Raw genomic sequence first — 18,249 nt, forward strand, 5'->3', positions numbered from 1 at the left:
GCTGCTACTAACCATTTGTGTAAATCTATGGCTGTGGGAAATTTGATTTTTTCTTCTGGTTGAAGTTTATTATGTAATAATACCTGTTGACAAAGTGCTAAACCTTGATTCCAAGCGTGTCTGGCTACTCCTGCGTGTTGCGCCAGTAGTAGTTGTTGTTGCTTGTTAACTTTGAGTTGGGTTTTGAATCCTAGTAGCATACAGTGATTTTACTGTAATTCTGTCACAAAGCAAAAGATGACAGGAAATTTTCAGCAAATGTGAGTATTTGTTATTATTGGTTAAGAAAACATTAACTAGCTACTAACCCCAATGTACCCAAACTTTTTTCCTTTCTGCAAATGGATTAATCAATTTTAATTCTTATTTTCCCATCTTGGCTTTTTTGACATGATATAGCGTTTCCCAGTCTCATGAGGTACACCCTAATTTATTTACTGTTCCCAATTCCCAATTCCCAATTCCCAATTCCCAATTCCCAATTCCCAATTCCCTAAGATAAAAAACTCTGTACCTCACTAGCTTGGTAAATGCTATATTTTCATATAAAAATATTATCTGTCCCCAGTCACCAGTCACAACCTACACTATCCATTCAGATGCGCGATCGCCCAAGTCAAGAGGAATACTTACAGCTTTACCCAATCGGGGACGCTCTTTAGTTTGTTCAACAAAAGTTTGTACTTGACTCGTTCCACCCAAAGCGTTGAGATAATTAGCGATGCTATCCAGATGTTCTTGATATTCTGGTTCGCTTAAAGGGAATGAAGCTTGTTCAAGATATTTCCACATAATTTGCAGAAATATCTTTCCTTGCGTCCTGCGGAACTGGACATCGTAGGAATATCCCCATTTATCAATTAACAGTTGACGTAATTCCTTGCCAGTCATAATGCTTTAAGATTTATTGTTGTATTGTTTATTTTAGTTAAATGCCATGCAAGTGAATTACATAGTCAGATAAACTGTTTTGCATTTAATTTGGATAAGTCTAGCGAGCAATATGACCGCAGCACAAGACTTAACTATATTAGGATTATCAAGTTTAGCTGCGTAACATCTGATTGTTACACATCTAAAAAAAAATCAACACCAACTTAACGAGATCATGGCTGCTCTCATTTAGATTTTACATTTAGAGCCGACTTACTTACTCAAAATATTAATATTTATAGTACAGAAATATTATCATGTTTTGTCTGCATCTGTGATGCAAGATGTGAATGTGATATATTTAGTCTTGAGTTCAAGAAGCGTAGATCCTTGAGAAGTGGTGAAAGTCCGGCTCTGAGACTGGGGAGAGTCAGAATTGATCTGACCATAGCTCCTGTGTGACAGGAAATCCTATAAATCAGACAAAGTAAAACATTCTCAAGAGTAGCTAATCCAATCAGAACTGAAAACAGAGAACCCGCAAAATATTTTCTTTAAAGTAGTCCCAACAGCTTTTAGACTAGGGATAGAGGGTGTGGTAGTAAGTCCTGTTGGGGTGATTCCCAGCAAACAGAAAGCATGAGATATTTGTCTATGCTTTTTGAAACTATGATAAGGATATAAAGAAATGTAATGCTAACAGAAGGTAATGCTAGATAGGTCTTCTTACCAAGAAGTATGGCATCACTGGGGGCGTTAGCATTTCGACTCAGGCAAAGTGTGAGGCTAGTTGCTACCACTCTTGTCAAAATTGCTGAACAAATTACACAAAGAGCGCGTAGACTATGGCTCAATTTTCTGAATCAATGGACGTACCCGATATGGGTCGTCGTCAGTTCATGAACCTGCTGACTTTTGGGACTGTCACCGGAGTAGCTGCTGGTGTATTGTATCCTGTTGTTAACTACTTTATCCCCCCCGCCAGCGGTGGTGCTGGTGGTGGTACAGTAGCAAAAGATGAACTGGGTAACGATGTTAGTGTTAGTAAGTTTCTCAGCAGTCATAACGTAGGCGATCGCACCCTTGTCCAAGGACTCAAGGGAGATCCTACCTATATTGTGGTAGAAAGCAAAGAAGCGATCACAGACTATGGCATTAACGCTATTTGCACCCACTTAGGTTGTGTTGTTCCTTGGAACGTAGCAGAGAACAAGTTTAAATGCCCTTGTCACGGTTCCCAGTACGATGCTACTGGTAAAGTGGTCCGCGGACCTGCACCCAGGTCTTTAGCTTTAGCTCATGCGAATGTCAACGATGACAAAATCGTTTTGACCCCTTGGACAGAAACCGACTTCCGCACTGGTGAAGAACCTTGGTGGGCTTAAACAATGCAATGGTTCAGCTTTAATGCTGAACAATCACCACTGACAACTGACCACTGACAACTGACTTTATAGAGATGAGAAACCCCCGTACACCAGCGAGGTTAACCCGCGCTGCTAAAGTAATGTTAAATACATTACTAATAGCGATCGCTACTGTGACATTTTTCTTCACCAGCGATATTGCTCACCCCCAAACAGCTGCTGCTTATCCCTTCTGGGCGCAGGAAACCGCTCCTGAAACACCCCGCGAAGCCACAGGAAGGATTGTTTGCGCTAACTGTCACCTAGCAGCAAAAAACACAGAAGTAGAAGTACCCCAATCAGTATTACCTGACACCGTATTTAAAGCGATCGTCAAAATCCCCTACGATACCAACGTACAGCAAGTAGGTGCTGATGGTTCTAAAGTCGGTTTAAACGTCGGTGCTGTATTGATGTTACCCGAAGGCTTCAAAATTGCACCAGAAGACCGCATTCCTGAAGAAATGAAGGAAGAAGTAGGCGATGTTTACTTCCAAACCTACAGAGAAGACCAGGAAAACGTGGTGATAGTTGGACCCTTACCAGGAGAAGAACATCAAGAAATCGTCTTCCCTGTGCTTTCACCTAACCCTGCTACCGACAAAAATATCTACTTTGGCAAATATGCCGTTCATGTAGGCGGTAACAGAGGACGTGGACAAGTTTACCCCACAGGTGAAAAGAGCAATAACAACGTTTACAACGCTTCCGCTGCTGGTACAATCAGCAAGATTGCCAAAACAGAAGATGAAGACGGTAACGTTAAGTATGTAGTTAGCATCAAAACCGACAGCGGTGAAGTTGTTAACGATACCGTTCCCGCAGGTCCAGAACTGATTGTTTCTGAAGGACAAACAGTTGCATCTGGTGACGCTTTAACCAATAACCCCAACGTCGGTGGTTTTGGTCAGAAAGATACAGAAATCGTCTTACAAAACCCCAACAGAGTCACAGGTTTGATCGCCTTTATCTGTTTAGTGATGTTAGCACAAGTTATGTTAGTGCTGAAGAAGAAGCAGGTGGAAAAAGTCCAAGCTGCTGAGATGAATTTCTAAATTCTTTACTAAACAATGATTTGTGGGACAGGCAAGATGCCTGTCTTTTTTTTATCACAGGAGTCAGGAGTCAGGAGTCAGGAGTCAGGAGTCAGGAGTCAGGAGTCAGGAGTCAGGAGTCAGGAAGAAAGGATTTTACAGCAGATTTCATATAAGTGAAGTACACCAGTAGCGGGCAAGACTTGTACTGAGCTTGTCGAAGTATGCCCGCACCACAAGAGTTTTATGATTCATCTCTGTACCTCATAACACCGGGAAGTGCTGTATTTTCCCAATTCCCAATTCCCAATTCCCCATAACTTAATACTTAGGGTTTGCTGAATAAACCTAAAACCTTGATATATCAAAGGTTAGAGGCTGATAAACACAGAAATTAGTGCAAGGGTTTTGAAGGGTATACCGGAAAAAGTGTGCATTTTTGGGGATTTCAAGAGATGGCAAAGAAATTTTCCAATCTCCTACTGACTCCTGACTCCTGACTCCTGACTCCTATGCCCTCACGGAAAGACTTTCTCAGCAACCCCTACTTAGGGTTTGCTGAATAAACTGAAACCCACTATGAATAAAGAGTTTGAGGGTGATAACAAAGAAAATAGGTGCAAGGTTTTGGAAACTATGAGTAGGAAAACCTTGCACTTTGTTGGTTTTTACCTCGTTTCCAAATACAAAAAACTCCTTGATATCCTTGAACTCCTGACTCCTTGATCTCCTCCACCAGATGTCTAATGATAAACAGCTAACTTTTGATCTTGCACCCGATCTTGAATATTCTCTTCTACAATTTTGCGGAAAACATCTCCATCAATGGTTTCTTCTTCCGCTAACATATCAACTAAACGCTCCATAATCATGCGGTTTTCTTGCAGTAATTCTTTTACCTTCACATAACAATTGCTGACAATCTCTCTGACTTGAGCATCAATTTTACCAGCAATTTCTTCAGAATATTCTGATTTATTTCCCCAGTCACGTCCCAAAAATATATCACTATTATTTTGACTTTCCAAGGATAATGGACCTAAATCAGACATCCCAAACCTTGTTACCATTTGTCTGGCCATGTTTGTCACTTGTTGCAAATCATTACCCGCACCTGTGGTAACTTCCGGTTTCCCAAACACTATTTCCTCAGCCGCACGACCGCCTAAAGCTGCCATAATTCGGGCTAAAATTTGGGAACGGGAAATTAAACCCTGTTCTTCATTGGGTGTAAACCAAGTTAAACCTAATGCTTGTCCTCGGGGAATGAGGGTAACTTTTTGGACTGGATCATGGTCTTTAACCAATGTACCTATTAAAGCGTGTCCCACTTCATGGTAAGCAATTAAACGTTTGTTTTTACTGTCTACTAAAGCAGTACCCTCCATTCCCGCAACTACCCGATCTACAGCATCATCTATTTCTAAAATGGTAATTGCTTCTTTGCGTCTTCTAGCTGTGAGAATAGCTGCTTCATTGAGGAGGTTAGCTAAGTCTGCACCGGTAAAACCAGGAGTCCGTCGGGCGATCGCATCTAAGGACACACTCGGATCTAATTTTTTGTTCCGTGCATGAACTTGCAAGATTTCCAAACGTCCTTTTAAGTCTGGTGCATCGACAATAACTTGTCTATCAAAACGACCAGGACGCAACAAAGCTGAATCTAAGACATCAGGACGGTTGGTAGCGGCAATAATAATAATACCTGTGTTACCTTCAAAACCATCCATTTCTGTTAATAGCTGGTTTAAGGTTTGCTCTCTCTCATCATTACCACCACCGATACCTGCACCCCGCTGTCTACCTACTGCGTCAATTTCATCTATAAAGATAATACAAGGAGCGTTATCTTTGGCTTTTTTGAACAAGTCACGGACACGGGAAGCACCCACACCCACAAACATTTCTACAAATTCTGAACCGGAAATACTGAAAAATGGTACAGCAGCTTCACCGGCGATCGCTTTTGCTAGTAAAGTTTTACCTGTACCTGGGGGTCCAATTAACAGCACGCCTTTGGGAATTTTCGCCCCCACTGCGGTAAATTTTTCTGGTTGTTTCAAAAAAGTAACAACTTCCTGTAATTCTTCCTTGGCTTCTTCAATTCCCGCCACATCATCAAATTTTACTCCCGTTTTCGCTTCCATTTGAAACCGAGCGCGAGATTTACCAAAATTCAAAGCTTGGTTAGAAGCATTGGCAGAACGGCGCAGGAACAACAGCATTAACGCCACCAGTGGTAAAATCCACATCAGGTTGATTAATAATCCTACGGCTGCTCTACTATTAGCAGAGGAAACCTGACCAAACTCAACATTTTTTTCTTTGAGTTTGTTTATTAACTCCGAGTTTTGATCTAAAAGCCGTACCGCTATAGGTGGTGCATCGGGTTTTTGATCTGCTAAATAAACTTTAGCTATTTGTTCGGTTTCATCAATTTCGACTCTTTTAACCAGCCCTTGCTCGGTTTTTTGCAGCAATTCCCCGTAAGATAAAGAGTTACGTTCTGCTTTTTGTGCCAAGACGGGACTACCCCCAAACATTCCCGGCAACATGATCATAGCGGCTGCTAATGCCCCAGTCCAAGCTACTCGCTTTGTTTGATGCTGTTTTCTCAATGCCTTTTTAGCAACTTTTGTCATAATATTTACCCTTTTAATTTTGGCATAAGCGAATTTTTGGTTTTATGCCTATTCTTCTTACAGAAATAGCAATAACTGGAAATTACTGTTTTCTTATCTAGTTTAACTTCGAGCTATGAGAAATTGGTGATGGGTGATTGGTGATTGGTGATGGGTGATGGGTGATGGGTGATGGGTGATGGGTGATTGGTGATTGGTGATTGGTGATTGGTGATTGGTGATTGGTGATAGGTGATAGGTGATAGGTGATGGGTGATGGGTGATGGGTGATTGGTGATGGGTGATTGGTGATTGGTGATTGGTGATTGGTGATTGGTGATTGGTGATGGGTGATTGGTGATGGGTGATGGGTGATGGGTGATTGGTGATTGGTGATTGGTGATTGGTGATTGGTGATTGGTGATTGGTGATGGGTGATGGGTGATGGGTGATGGGTGATGGGTGATTGGTGATGGGTGATTGGGAAAGAAGGCAAGAGGCAAGAGGCTTTTAGAGAATTTTGGTGTATGGAGTTTTTTTCAATAATCAAATAGGAGTCCTATATTAGTCCTATATTTCAGTAGGTTTTATACAGCGGTTCATTAACTAACTATAATGTGATTATATTTTTAGTAACTATGAATATTACCCAACCTCACTACCATGCCTCCCCAAGCATATTATTGTACCAGGCTAGGCTGCCCCAAACCTGAAAACCACTTAGAAGAGAATGACCCCACCTGTCAAGCCTGTGGAATGCCCCTGATTCTATCAAGTTCAAAGGGGCGGTATCAACCCATAAAGCCCCTGGGTAAAGGAGGGTTTGGGGAAACTTTTCAAGCTGTTAACTTAGGACGCTTGAATCAAGATTACTGTGTGATTAAAAGATTGTATATTAATCCTAAAAATTTAGGTGCAAACAAAACACCCGAACAAAAAGCAGCGATAAAACAAGCTATTGAAAAAGCCTTTGAACGGGAGGCGCGGGTTTTAGAATCTTTAGGGGATAAAACCGGACAAATTCCCTCTTTATACGATTATTTCAGCTTCACCGCTCCCTCCTTTGGGGAAAATACTGACTTTGAATATCAATATGAATATCAATATGAATATAAATATTTAGTGCAACAATACATTGAGGGTGAAGACTTATCCCAGGAGTTGAACAGCCGAAGACGATTCTCAGAATCAGAGATTATTGATGTGTTACAGCAAATTCTCCCAGTGCTGAAACTAATTCACAGTGTTAACTATGATGGTAAACTCAGTATCCATCGGGATATTAAACCCAGTAATATTATCAGGGAACAAGGGACTAACAAGCTAGTTCTCATTGATTTTGGTGCCGTTAAGCAGATTATACCCGGAGAAAATGATCCCCAAAAATCTTTAGTGTTTAGCACTCCTCTATACGCCCCCCCAGAACAAGGAAGAATTGTTTACCCTGCCACGGATTTATATGCCCTAGCAGCATCATGTATTCAATTATTAACTAAGGACGACCTGAAGAATATCCGTAATTACGCTAATCAATGGGAATGGAGAAACAAATACCCTGGGATTGTCAGTAATAAATTGGCTGACATACTAGATAAAATGCTACATCCACAACCAGAGGCGCGGTATCAGTCAGCGGCGGAAGTAATTGAGGCTGTGGAGAAAGTTACCTCAAAAAATCAGGAGACAAATTCAGGTAATGATGATCCAACTAAGATTACTGCTACCGGGAAACAAAGGCCATTAAAACTACTGATAGGCGGTGCGACGGCGGTGATGATGGCGGTGTTTATATTTATATATATTATTGTTAACCGGATTCCGCCCAGTCCCCAACTGAGGATATTGAAAGATCCGAACACTGGAATTGAGTTAAACTATCCTCAAAATTGGATTGTCAAGCCGAAGCCAATAAACGTTTTCTTCCCAGGATTAAAATTTGAGTTGACTCCCACCAACTTCCGCAGTAGTTCTGACTCTCCCTCTGTCTTCATTAGCCAAGAAGAGTTACCTCCAGGGGAAACCCTGACAGGGTATACCAACTCCTATTTACAAAAACTCAAAGACCAAGGGCATACTATTGACACATCTCAACAGATTACCATTAATCAACGTCCAGGGTATCAAGTGGTTTACACCAACAAACAAGACCCTAACAGATCAGTGCGTTTTCTAGAAACTTGGACGATCTACGGGGGAAAACTGTATATTCTCACCTATAAAGGTGAAGAACCATCTTATAGTCAATTCGTCTCCACCGTCAAGAAGCATATATTACCTTCCTGGAAAATTAATTTACCAGCTACAAACTCCCAGTCCGTAAACCCAAGGTTAAAATTTAGCAGTTAATTGTTTACATAGGTGTGGAATGATGCTACAGTAGCAGCAGCGGGCTATTATTGCTACCAACAGCCCAAATATTCAAGAATATTAACCAAAGTATCCCTTTACAACTTCATAGCCCTGTTATGAAAAAATACTTGAAAGTACCTCTAACATCCCTAGCTGTAGCCTTTAGTGTATCTAGCGTTGCAGTGATTAATAGCCAACCCACAGCAGCCCAATCCCAGGACTTTTTCTGTGGGACTAACTGGGCTACAAATGCAGATGTTGCCTACCCTGCTACCATGGTACGTCACCGTACTGGTAATGTCCCCATTATTACTTGGACTGAAAATAGTAGGATTAATGATACCTGGACACCCCGGAAACGTTGCCAGTTTGTGTCTCGACGGTTTGAAGAATTGCATCGTCAAGGAAAACTCCAAGCCCTGGCAGTGGGAAGGGTGAATAATCAACCAGTCATCTGCGGTTTAGGTATTGGTGAACAAGTCTGCAATAGTAAGAATACTTTGCTGACAGTCACCAATGGCACAGATCCCGGCAAGTTCCTAGATAGTCTATTAAATACCCGTCGTAGTGCCTCTGGTCAAGCAGTTTTGTTGAACAGCAATGATCGCGGCAGAGTTGCAATTCCCGACGGGGATAGTGATGGGGTTGTCAGGGTGAGCATAGATGATATTATTAACGCTCACTTGTCTATCCCTAGTGCCAATTCTCATCCACCGCAGCCACAGCCGCAGTCCGACAACATTTGGTAACTTAAAACCTTTGAGAGGCGCAGATGAGTGAGTGGAAAAAATTCCTCACAATTTTGGTGACAGTGAGTGCCGCCATCACTTCTGGGGTGTCTGGGATAGTGGATGCTTCACCGCCTCTCACCCCAGAGGTAAGTAATAGGGTAAGTAATAGGGTAAGTAATAGGGTTAGTAATAGGATAAGTAATAGGATAAGTAATAACTATTGCCCTGGGGAAACCGCAGTACAGGCAGAAGCTCGGTTAATTACAGTTAAAATTATCCATCGCCCTGACCGAAATGGTAACTATCTGCCCCTTGGTTCTGGGGTGTTGGTGAGTAAAGCTGGTGACACCTATAGCATCATCACCAATCACCATGTTTTACAGGCAGGTACAGCCCCATACTGGGTTGAAACCTTCGATGGTTTATATCACACCGTTACCGCTGTAGAGGATAAAACCCATTTCCTTGGTAAAGATTTAGCCCTGTTACAGTTTAAATACCATAGGGGACATTACAACCCTGCCACCATGGCAAATGTTGCTCCCCGTTCAGGCTTTGTCATGGCCGCTGGTTTCCCCCTGTCTCCACAAGCCCCTGGACAAACCAGACGTAAAACCCCGGCTGATGGCAACTTAGCCATTAAACCCGGTGAAATCACCCAGATATTACCCAAACCCCTAGAGGGGGGATACCGCATTGGTTACACCAGTGATGTAATTAAAGGTATGAGTGGTGGACCATTGTTGAACTGTAGAGGCGAAGTAGTAGGTATTAACGGACTTCATGCCCAACCTATTTGGGGTAATTCCTATGTATTTGCCGATGGCTCTTCTGTTAACCCCAGGGATGTAGCCACCATTATTCAATATAGTTGGGGTATTCCCGTCAGTGATTTTTTCCCTGGCCAGTTTACCTTCAGGTGATAGATTATCTATGAAATTTACCCCCGAACTAGCAGTAATTTTAGGCGCTACCACAGCAGCAGTAGTGTATTTACAACCAGTCCTAGCTGTTAACCCAGTGACAATACCCAGGGTGCCAGCAGCCGAAATTAACAACATTGCCCGACAAATCACCGTCAATATCGGTGGCTTGGATGGTGTAGGTTCTGGGGTAATAATTAATCGTCAAGGTAATGTTTATACTGTCCTGACTGCCTTTCATGTTGTGAAAAAGCCAGGGGACAATCAGGTAATTACTGGGGATTACGAGATAATTACTGGGGATGGAGAAAGCCACGAGATTGACAAAATTGAGCGCCTACGAGGATTAGATTTAGCCATCATTACTTTCACCAGCACTAAAGAGTATAGAGTGGCAGCGGTAGCAGATTCCCGCACAGTCAACAACGGTTCTCCCCTATATTATGCCGGGTTTCCCGCCAATGCCCCCAAAAATACCAATCCTAGACAGTATAAGTTTACAGAAGATCAACTGACATCCCGCAGTCAGGGAGAAAAGCAAGGATACGACTTAATTATGTCCGGTAAACCCCAACCGGGAGTCAGTGGCGGACCAATTTTTGACCAGCGGGGGTTTGTCATTGGCATCTATGGTAAATCGGAACTGGACTCCACAAAAATACAAGGGGTGCAGGGTATCCCTATAGAGAAAATCCCTGACCTCTCCCGACGGGCGCGGGTGGTTACCTGGTCAAGTTCTACCTTAGTTAACACCCTCACGGGACATTCAAAGTGGGTTATTTCAGTAGCTTTCAGCCCCGATGGTAAAACCTTAGCTTCTGGGAGTGATGATAACACCATCAAACTGTGGGATGTCGCCACGGGTCAGTCAATCGCCACCCTCACCGGACATTCAGATGACGTTAATTCAGTAGCCTTCAGCCCCGATGGTAAAACCTTAGCTTCTGGGAGTTTGGATGACACGATCAAACTGTGGGATGTCGCCACGGGTCAGTCAATCGCCACCCTCACCGGACATTCAGAGTGGGTTATTTCAGTAGCCTTCAGCCCCGATGGTAAAACCTTAGCTTCTGGGAGTTTGGATGACACGATCAAACTGTGGGATGTCGCCACCCGGCGGTTAATCGCCACCCTCACGGGACATTCAGAGTCGGTTATTTCAGTAGCCTTCAGCCCCGATGGTAAAACCTTAGCTTCTGGGAGTTGGGATAAGACCATCAAACTGTGGGATGTCGCCACCGGGCGGTCAATCGCCACCCTCACCGGACATTCAGATGACGTTAATTCAGTAGCCTTCAGCCCCGATGGTAAAACCTTAGCTTCTGGGAGTGACGATAACACCATCAAGATTTGGCAAGAAAGTACAGTGACCGCAGAAACTGTTACCCCGGTGAATGTGCTAGTTAATGACAAGTCTCAAAAAATCACCGTGCGCCTGGAAACCGCACTGGGTTCGGGAGTAATCATTAATCGCCAAGGTGACACCTATACCGTCCTCACGTCCCATCATCTCATAGCCCCGCACCAGACAGTTACACTCACCACCCCCGACGGTCAACAACACCAGTCCGTACTTAGGAGTCGTTTAGGGGAATTAGATTTAGGATTATTAGAATTTACCAGTAAGAATAATTATGACACCGCCCTAGTAGCAGATGCCAGCGCAGTCCCCACAGGAGCAACGGTATACACCGCAGGATATCCCGAACCCAGTCAAAGTAATGCTCAGGAACGGCGTTATTTTTTACATCCAGGTAAAAAGAGACCAGACCAGGAGGGTGAGTATAACCTACAACTAGCAGGTCAAGCCCGACCGGGGTTAACCGGTGGTCCGATCCTCAATGAGTGGGGATTGGTGATTGGTATTTATGGTCAAGCGGACTTACTAGATATGTACCAGCAGGGTATTTCTCTGGAAAGGATACCCAATTTACAAACCATCGCCACTGTAGTTACCTGGCCTAATCCTACCTTAGTTAACACCCTCACCGGACATTCAGCGTCGGTTTACTCAGTAGCCTTCAGCCCCGATGGTAAAACCTTAGCTTCTGGGAGTGGGGATAACACCATCAAACTGTGGGATGTCGCCACCGGCAAGTCAATCGCCACCCTCACCGGACATTCAGATTTGGTTCGTTCAGTAGCTTTCAGCCCCGATGGTAAAACCTTAGCTTCTGGGAGTTGGGATAGAACCATCAAACTGTGGGATGTCGCCACGGGTCAGTCAATCGCCACCCTCACCGGACATTCAGAGTGGGTTTATTCAGTTTATTCAGTAGCCTTCAGCCCCGATGGTAAAACCTTAGCTTCTGGGAGTGTGGATAACACCATCAAACTGTGGGATGTCGCCACGGGTCAGTCAATCGCCACCCTCACCGGACATTCAGAAGAGGTTATTTCAGTAGCCTTCAGCCCCGATGGTAAAACCTTAGCTTCTGGGAGTGTGGATAACACCATCAAACTGTGGGATGTCGCCACGGGGAAGTCAATCGCCACCCTCACCGGACATTCAGAGTGGGTTTATTCAGTAGCCTTCAGCCCCGATGGTAAAACTTTAGCCTCTGGGAGTTGGGATGGTACTATCAAGATTTGGCGGGGGCGTTAATGATCATGGTGTTGACTGTGGTCGGTGAGCGGAGTCGAACCGTGGTCGGTGAGCGGAGTCGAACCGTGGTCGGTGAGCGGAGTCGAACCGTGGTCGGTGAGCGGAGTCGAACCGTTGACCATCAAAAAATCCAAACCTACCCCCGAATGACTGTAATATTTCTCCCTTGGGGACTCATAGCTATTTCCGTGGTAGTGCGATCGCTGATGGGGGGTAAGTCGGGGCGACGGTCAAATATGACTAACCATCCTGTATCTAAGTTTAATCCTGATAAATATTTATCTAATTGTACCAATGCTTTGGGTAAGGGGTCGGGTTTACCCTGTTTCCATACCTTTAATTCCATCCCTAAGACTACATCCCCATAACGCAGACATATATCCATTCTGCCAGAGCCTATGGCGTATTCTCGCTCTAAGCTGCCACCACCATTAACCACACGGTGTAAAAATGCCATTAATACTAAGTGGGGGGCTATTTCTGGGTAGGGAGTGCTTTTGAATAATGGTTCTCCGTGTTGTCGCCAAAAGTCTAAGAATGAATTTAACAATGCTACTGCATCCAGTTTGCCAGTGGGTGTTAACCAGGTGGGTTGAACAGATGTTAAAGAAGCAATTGTGACATTAGCTAAAGTTTTGGGGAATACCTCTTTATAGATAGGATTAGCAATTTCAATGCCACCACCTCTATCCCGTTTACATAAACCTAAATCTAGCACATAGCGTAAATCATCATCAGGAACATTGCCTAAGTCTTCACCGGCTAACATGGGTTGAATAATCGCTTTTACCCTATCTTCCCGTAATCGCTCTGCTAAACTATCTAAATGGGTGTCTTGCCTTTGAATTAAGATATCTTTAGCTTGATTAATTAAATCTACCGTGATGGGAATATTTACATCTTCTGCTAAGTATTCTGTAACTTGACGGGCGATCGCATTAACTAACCAAGGTTGACCCTGGGTTAAATAGTAAGCGTGGTTAATGGCTTCGGGGGTAAATATTTGCCCTGTGGCTTGAGTGTGTTGTTTGTATAATGTAGTAACATCTTTTAAAGTAAAATTACTTAAAGTTATAGATTCCACCTTGATATTAAAGGGGCTAGAGGTATTTAACCTATCACTACCACCGGCAGCTACCTTATAATCACGTACATCCCGCATCCCAATTAAAGCCACACATTGAGGGAAACTCTGGGGACGACGGGGGAAACCGTCCCTTAACTGTCTTAAAACAGTAATTAAAGTTTGATTTTGCAGAGAGTCAATTTCATCAATAAACACCACCAAGGGGCGCTGAGAAGTTTCTGCCCAGGATTTGAGGAAAGAGCCAATACGTTGAGGTGGATTACCATTAGTTAAGAAAGGTGGTTGTAATTCTGTTGGTAGCCAACAGTCAATAGCATCTTGCCAAGCATCTAAAATCCTTCTTTCTGCTACTTCTGGCTGATCGGGAAAAGCAGAGCCTACTTCTGCGGATACCATAACGGCGGTATATTTACCACTAGCTGTTAATTCCTGTGCTAGGGTAAGCATGGCAGTGGTTTTACCTGTTTGTCTGGGTGCATGGATGACAAAGTAATTTTGTTGGTCAATCAGGCGTTTTAACTCTGGTAACCGTTCGGTGGTGGGTAGGGTATAGTGGATATCCGGTTTACAAGGGCCTGCGGTGTTAAACCATTTAGTCATAAAAGTTTAAGTAAGGTTGATTTGATTATAACTTCTATGATTGTTGACGGTTGACCGTGGTCGGTGAGCGGAGTCGAACCGTTGATTGTTGACACAAAACAAAACTCATCTTTACAATTGTTAGAGTCGTAATGATTCCGCTGTTTAACAATTCTGGTTTTGTGGGTGAACTATGGTACAAATTGTTGGTATTGGTGGTAGTTTAAGACCAGACTCTTGTACCCAGCTAGGTTGACAATTTACCAGATGAAATTCGTGTTTTTTAGCTTCTTGCTGACTGCTGTTAGCTGACGGCTGAATGCTTATGAAATAGGAATACTAAGGTAATGATATCACAGATTATTCTCCCTCATCAATAAATAAGGAAACCTGCAAATGGTACAAACACCTGCTCAAATTATCACCCTAGAACAATTCCTAGAACTGCCAGAAACCGAACCTGCAAGCGAATATATTGATGGGAGCATCATCCAAAAACCAATGCCACAAGGAGAACATAGTGTAATTCAAACTGAGTTATCACCTGCAATTAATTTAATATTAAAACCTCAAAAGATTGCCAGAGCTTTTTCAGAATTGCGTTGTACTTTTGGTGGACGTTCAATTGTACCTGATATTTCTGTCTTCTGTTGGGATAAAATTCCCCGTCAGGAAAATGGCAGAGTTGCCAATGTTTTTGCGATCGCTCCAGATTGGACTATTGAAATTCTCTCACCTGATCAAAGCCAAACTAAAGTTATTAAAAAAGTTATTAAAAATATTTTACACTGTCTCAATTATGGAACTCAGATGGGCTGGCTAATTGATCCACAAGAACAATCTATATTTGTTTATTTTCCAGATCAACCAACGGCATTTTATGATCAACCAAATGCACGTTTGCCAGTACCAGAATTTGCCAAAGATTTTCATCTGACTGTAAAAGAATTGTTTGATTGGTTATTAGAGTGAGTAGAGTATTTTTGTGAATTGAAGCAAGTAAAATTTTCAATAAATGGGAGTATTAGCCTTCTTCATGACCACAAACGCTGAATAGAATAGGCATCAAAAGCCGCATCACGACTAACTAAAACCCTGGTAGGGTGACATCATTCGAGACAAACCATATAAAAGCATGAGTATCTAATAATAATCTATTCATTCCATATATTCCTTCATATCTTCCAGTGGCTCATCAAAATCATCGGGCAGTGGTAGAACAAACATTCCCTTCATTGTTCCACCAACACGACGTTTTTTTGTTGATTCTGCTTGGGTAGAGTTTTTAGTGTGCTTATCTATTAAAAATTCAATGTAATGAAGTACCTCTGTTTGCAGAGACTCAGGAAGTTCTTCTAATTTTTCTAAAATGACTGGCTGTATCATTATATTATCAATTCCAAACTTCAGTTAATTCTAACACAAACCCAGGTAAAACATCTTCCCCAGACAAACTTACAGGACGCTCTAAAACTTCCACATCTTTACCTGGAAGATAAATTTCTAATCGCTGATTTTTCCGGTCAATTAACCAACCCAAACTAGCACCATTTTCTATATATTCTCTCATCTTCGCTTGCAACTTTTCCAAAGAATCAGTTTTAGAACGTAAGTCCACCATAAAATCAGGACAAATAGGTGCAAAACTTTCCTGTTGTTCTAAACTGAGAGCATCCCATTTTTCTTGTTTTACCCAAGCCACATCAGGAGAACGATCCGCACCATTTGGAAAATGAAAACCAGTTGAAGAGTCAAAAGTTTTTCCTAATTTATGCTGATGATTCCATAACCGGAGTTTTTTTCAATAATCAAATAGGAGTCCTATATATTAGTTTGTATCATCATCTTTTCCCAAAACTAATACCTATATTGTAACTAATTCCCGATAAAAATTACAGCTTACACGAAAAAGTGACAGACAAAAATTAATCTTTCACCTGTCACCAATTACCCATTACCAATTACCCATTACCCAGTCCCCAGTCCCCAGCGATGCACTGAGCTTGTCGAAGTGTCCCCAGTCCCCAATCACCTAATGATGATGGTGATGATGATGTATAGCTAACTGTACATTAACTTCCTTACCTTCTGCTGCCATTAATTCTTGAATGTGAATATTTGCCCATTCCGCAGCCATATCTAAAAAGCGGGGATCATCATTTACACAAGCCATTTGTAAATAGTCCACACCAGAATGCTGTTTTTCTAAATCATGAATAATGTGATGTACATCTAACAAGGTTTCATGGTTTTCTGTGGCAAAACCTATGGGCATAAACATTACCACTTTTGCACCTAATTGAATCAGATTGTTAGCTGCTTGAGTGGCATTGGGTTGAGTCCATTCAATTAATGGTGTATCGTGGTTTAACCAACCGACAGAAATTAAAGGATAACGGTGAATTAATTTCTCTCTCACTAATTCGTAAAGTGCTTGACTTTCATCAATTCCTGATGTAAAACCTTTGGCTTTGTGTGGACATCCATGATTCATCAACACAATACCAATTTGTGATGGTAAATAGGCATCGGCTAAGTCAGAATTGATTTTCTCTTCTACTATTTGCGCCATTAAATTGATATATTCCGGCTCATTGTAGAAAGAAGGAATATAACGCATTCCTTTCACCCAATGTTCATCACCATCAGCTAATTCAGCCAAAGCATTATTAACTTGTTCAATAGCAATACCACTGGTAAAAATAGAATCTACCACTAACAAAGGATAGATCAATATTTTTTCAAAGCCTTGATTTTTGATTTCTGCTAAAACTTGTTGCGGTAAAAAAGGAGCGCAAAAGTTAAAAGCTTTGAAAACTTGAACACCACCGCCCCATTTATGTTGTAATTCGTGTTCAATTCCTGCCCGTTGCTGTTCAAAAATGGCATTATGGGGTGAGATAAAATCATGATGGGTATGTCCCCATTCATGACGATCAAATATAGCTAAAATCTTGGCTAAAGTGGGATAAATCCAAGTTGGTACTGGTGCAAATTTGGCAGTAAGTAGATTTAAAGCTTGTTCATTATAATTGGCAAAATCTTCATAGCTCTCGACTTCACCATAACCCATGAGCAGTACAGCTATGCGATCATGGCCTGGTAGATGCTCGTGAGTATGTTGCATTTTTTCTGGAGTTGCAACCACAATAATTCCCTCAATATAAGCGAAATGGCGACATCCTCACAGGGTATAACCCTATAATTCGCCATATTAATTAATTATTATCCCATCCAGGGGGATAGGATAGATGTGAACATAAAAATATACATCTGATCATGAAAAATTTACAATTAACCAGTAAAAATTAACAATTAACTTACAATTAACTGAGCAAATGCCATAGGTTGTTGATCTTTAACCATAAAAGCTAATGAATATTATTATTTGTCCAGGTATTCATGAAATAGAATTAACGCAAAGCTTTGTCAGCAGCTTGTTTAACCCCAATGTAGAGAGAGGTGATCAGCAGTTATTAAATATACTGGTTTTTCCGGGAGAGGGGATTTTCACTTTATCAGCACTTCATATTTTACTGTTTTTGCGCGATCGCCTGAGTAATAAGCTAGAATCACCTGTTATATTCATTGGTTTTAGTGCTGGTGTAGTAGGTGCGATCGCGGCGGCTACAACATGGCAACTTCAAGGTGGTAATGTGAAAGCATTAATAGCTATAGATGGCTGGGGCGTGCCATTATGGGGAAATTTTCCCATACATCGCCTGAGTCATGATTATTTTACCCATTGGAGTTCTGCTATTTTAGGTATTGGGGAAGATAATTTTTATGCCGATCCACCAGTTGATCATTTATCAATGTGGCGATCGCCCCAAACAGTACAAGGTAACTGGACAGATCCATCAATTCGGTTTTCCCACTCCCAAAAATCCCTGAATGCGGCTGAGTTTTTGCATATATTGTTAAAAAGTTATGAATAACAGGGGACTGGTGACTGGTGACTGGTGACTGGGGACTGGTGACTGGTGACTGGTGACTGGGGACTGGTGACTGGGGACTGGGGACTGGTGACTGGTGACTGGG

The 18,249-nt window shown here is 42.2% G+C and carries 15 protein-coding genes and 1 pseudogene; 8 read left to right on the plus strand and 8 right to left on the minus strand.

Annotated features, from left to right (window positions below):
- Together H6F47_RS22055 and H6F47_RS22060 are read right to left on the minus strand one after the other, a co-directional pair.
- On the minus strand, window positions 1-200 hold a 200-nt coding region (locus H6F47_RS22055), incomplete at its 3' end, for a helix-turn-helix domain-containing protein (protein ID WP_190651002.1).
- A 382-nt stretch (window positions 201-582) separates the two neighbouring features.
- Window positions 583-891: a DUF3067 family protein gene (locus H6F47_RS22060; RefSeq protein WP_096566275.1), complete on the minus strand. Its 309-nt coding sequence runs from the start codon at window positions 889-891 to the stop codon at window positions 583-585.
- Window positions 892-1,718: 827 nt separating this feature from the next.
- Between H6F47_RS22060 and petC the strand changes: the two genes are divergently transcribed.
- Both petC and petA read left to right on the plus strand, forming a co-directional pair.
- A complete protein-coding gene (gene petC / locus H6F47_RS22065) occupies window positions 1,719-2,258 on the plus strand; it encodes a cytochrome b6-f complex iron-sulfur subunit (RefSeq protein WP_096566273.1) in 540 nt (179 codons plus the stop codon).
- 74 nt (window positions 2,259-2,332) lie between these two features.
- Entirely contained in the window at window positions 2,333-3,334 is a 1,002-nt protein-coding gene (gene petA, locus H6F47_RS22070) for a cytochrome f (RefSeq protein WP_187041464.1), read from the plus strand.
- A gap of 722 nt (window positions 3,335-4,056) precedes the next feature.
- On the opposite strand, the gene ftsH is transcribed toward petA, so the two are convergent.
- Both ftsH and H6F47_RS22080 read right to left on the minus strand, forming a co-directional pair.
- Entirely contained in the window at window positions 4,057-5,955 is a 1,899-nt protein-coding gene (gene ftsH / locus H6F47_RS22075; RefSeq protein ID WP_190651006.1) for an ATP-dependent zinc metalloprotease FtsH, read from the minus strand.
- 113 nt (window positions 5,956-6,068) lie between these two features.
- Window positions 6,069-6,437 (minus strand): hypothetical protein, encoded by a 369-nt coding sequence (locus H6F47_RS22080; protein ID WP_190651009.1) that lies wholly within the window; start codon window positions 6,435-6,437, stop codon window positions 6,069-6,071.
- Window positions 6,438-6,597: 160 nt separating this feature from the next.
- On the opposite strand from H6F47_RS22080, the gene H6F47_RS22085 reads away from it, so the two are divergent.
- The 4 genes from H6F47_RS22085 (at window position 6,598) to H6F47_RS28175 (ending at window position 12,542) form a co-directional block, all read left to right on the plus strand.
- Complete coding sequence (locus H6F47_RS22085; protein ID WP_190651012.1) at window positions 6,598-8,280, plus strand: serine/threonine-protein kinase; 1,683 nt, start codon at window positions 6,598-6,600, stop codon at window positions 8,278-8,280.
- Window positions 8,281-8,399: 119 nt separating this feature from the next.
- Complete coding sequence (locus H6F47_RS22090) at window positions 8,400-9,032, plus strand: COP23 domain-containing protein (protein WP_190651015.1); 633 nt, start codon at window positions 8,400-8,402, stop codon at window positions 9,030-9,032.
- A gap of 23 nt (window positions 9,033-9,055) precedes the next feature.
- Window positions 9,056-9,937 carry a serine protease gene (locus H6F47_RS22095; protein WP_190651018.1) on the plus strand — a complete coding sequence of 294 codons (882 nt, stop codon included), beginning with the start codon at window positions 9,056-9,058 and terminating at the stop codon, window positions 9,935-9,937.
- Window positions 9,938-9,947: 10 nt separating this feature from the next.
- Window positions 9,948-12,542 carry a trypsin-like peptidase domain-containing protein gene (locus H6F47_RS28175; RefSeq protein WP_242027473.1) on the plus strand — a complete coding sequence of 865 codons (2,595 nt, stop codon included), beginning with the start codon at window positions 9,948-9,950 and terminating at the stop codon, window positions 12,540-12,542.
- Window positions 12,543-12,678: 136 nt separating this feature from the next.
- On the opposite strand, the gene H6F47_RS22110 is transcribed toward H6F47_RS28175, so the two are convergent.
- On the minus strand, window positions 12,679-14,229 hold the full coding sequence (locus tag H6F47_RS22110; RefSeq protein ID WP_190651020.1) for an ATP-binding protein: 1,551 nt from the start codon (window positions 14,227-14,229) through the stop codon (window positions 12,679-12,681).
- Window positions 14,230-14,604: 375 nt separating this feature from the next.
- Between H6F47_RS22110 and H6F47_RS22115 the strand changes: the two genes are divergently transcribed.
- Entirely contained in the window at window positions 14,605-15,180 is a 576-nt protein-coding gene (locus H6F47_RS22115) for a Uma2 family endonuclease (protein ID WP_190651023.1), read from the plus strand.
- Window positions 15,181-15,366: 186 nt separating this feature from the next.
- Here the strand turns inward: H6F47_RS22115 and H6F47_RS22120 are convergent, their stop codons facing one another.
- From H6F47_RS22120 to H6F47_RS22130, 3 genes and pseudogenes are all read right to left on the minus strand, one after another.
- Window positions 15,367-15,594, minus strand: a complete 228-nt coding sequence (locus H6F47_RS22120) for a DUF2281 domain-containing protein (RefSeq protein WP_190651025.1) — start codon at window positions 15,592-15,594, stop codon at window positions 15,367-15,369.
- A 7-nt stretch (window positions 15,595-15,601) separates the two neighbouring features.
- Window positions 15,602-16,006: pseudogene (locus H6F47_RS22125) on the minus strand (Uma2 family endonuclease); the annotation flags it as partial.
- Window positions 16,007-16,240: 234 nt separating this feature from the next.
- A complete protein-coding gene (locus H6F47_RS22130; RefSeq protein ID WP_190651027.1) occupies window positions 16,241-17,356 on the minus strand; it encodes a ferrochelatase in 1,116 nt (371 codons plus the stop codon).
- A gap of 226 nt (window positions 17,357-17,582) precedes the next feature.
- Here H6F47_RS22130 and H6F47_RS22135 point away from each other — a divergent pair, with 226 nt between their 5' ends.
- Window positions 17,583-18,146: a hypothetical protein gene (locus H6F47_RS22135; protein ID WP_190651030.1), complete on the plus strand. Its 564-nt coding sequence runs from the start codon at window positions 17,583-17,585 to the stop codon at window positions 18,144-18,146.
- Window positions 18,147-18,249: the final 103 nt, after the last annotated feature.

The organism is Sphaerospermopsis sp. FACHB-1094, from assembly GCF_014696195.1.
Lineage (GTDB): Bacteria > Cyanobacteriota > Cyanobacteriia > Cyanobacteriales > Nostocaceae > Sphaerospermopsis > Sphaerospermopsis kisseleviana.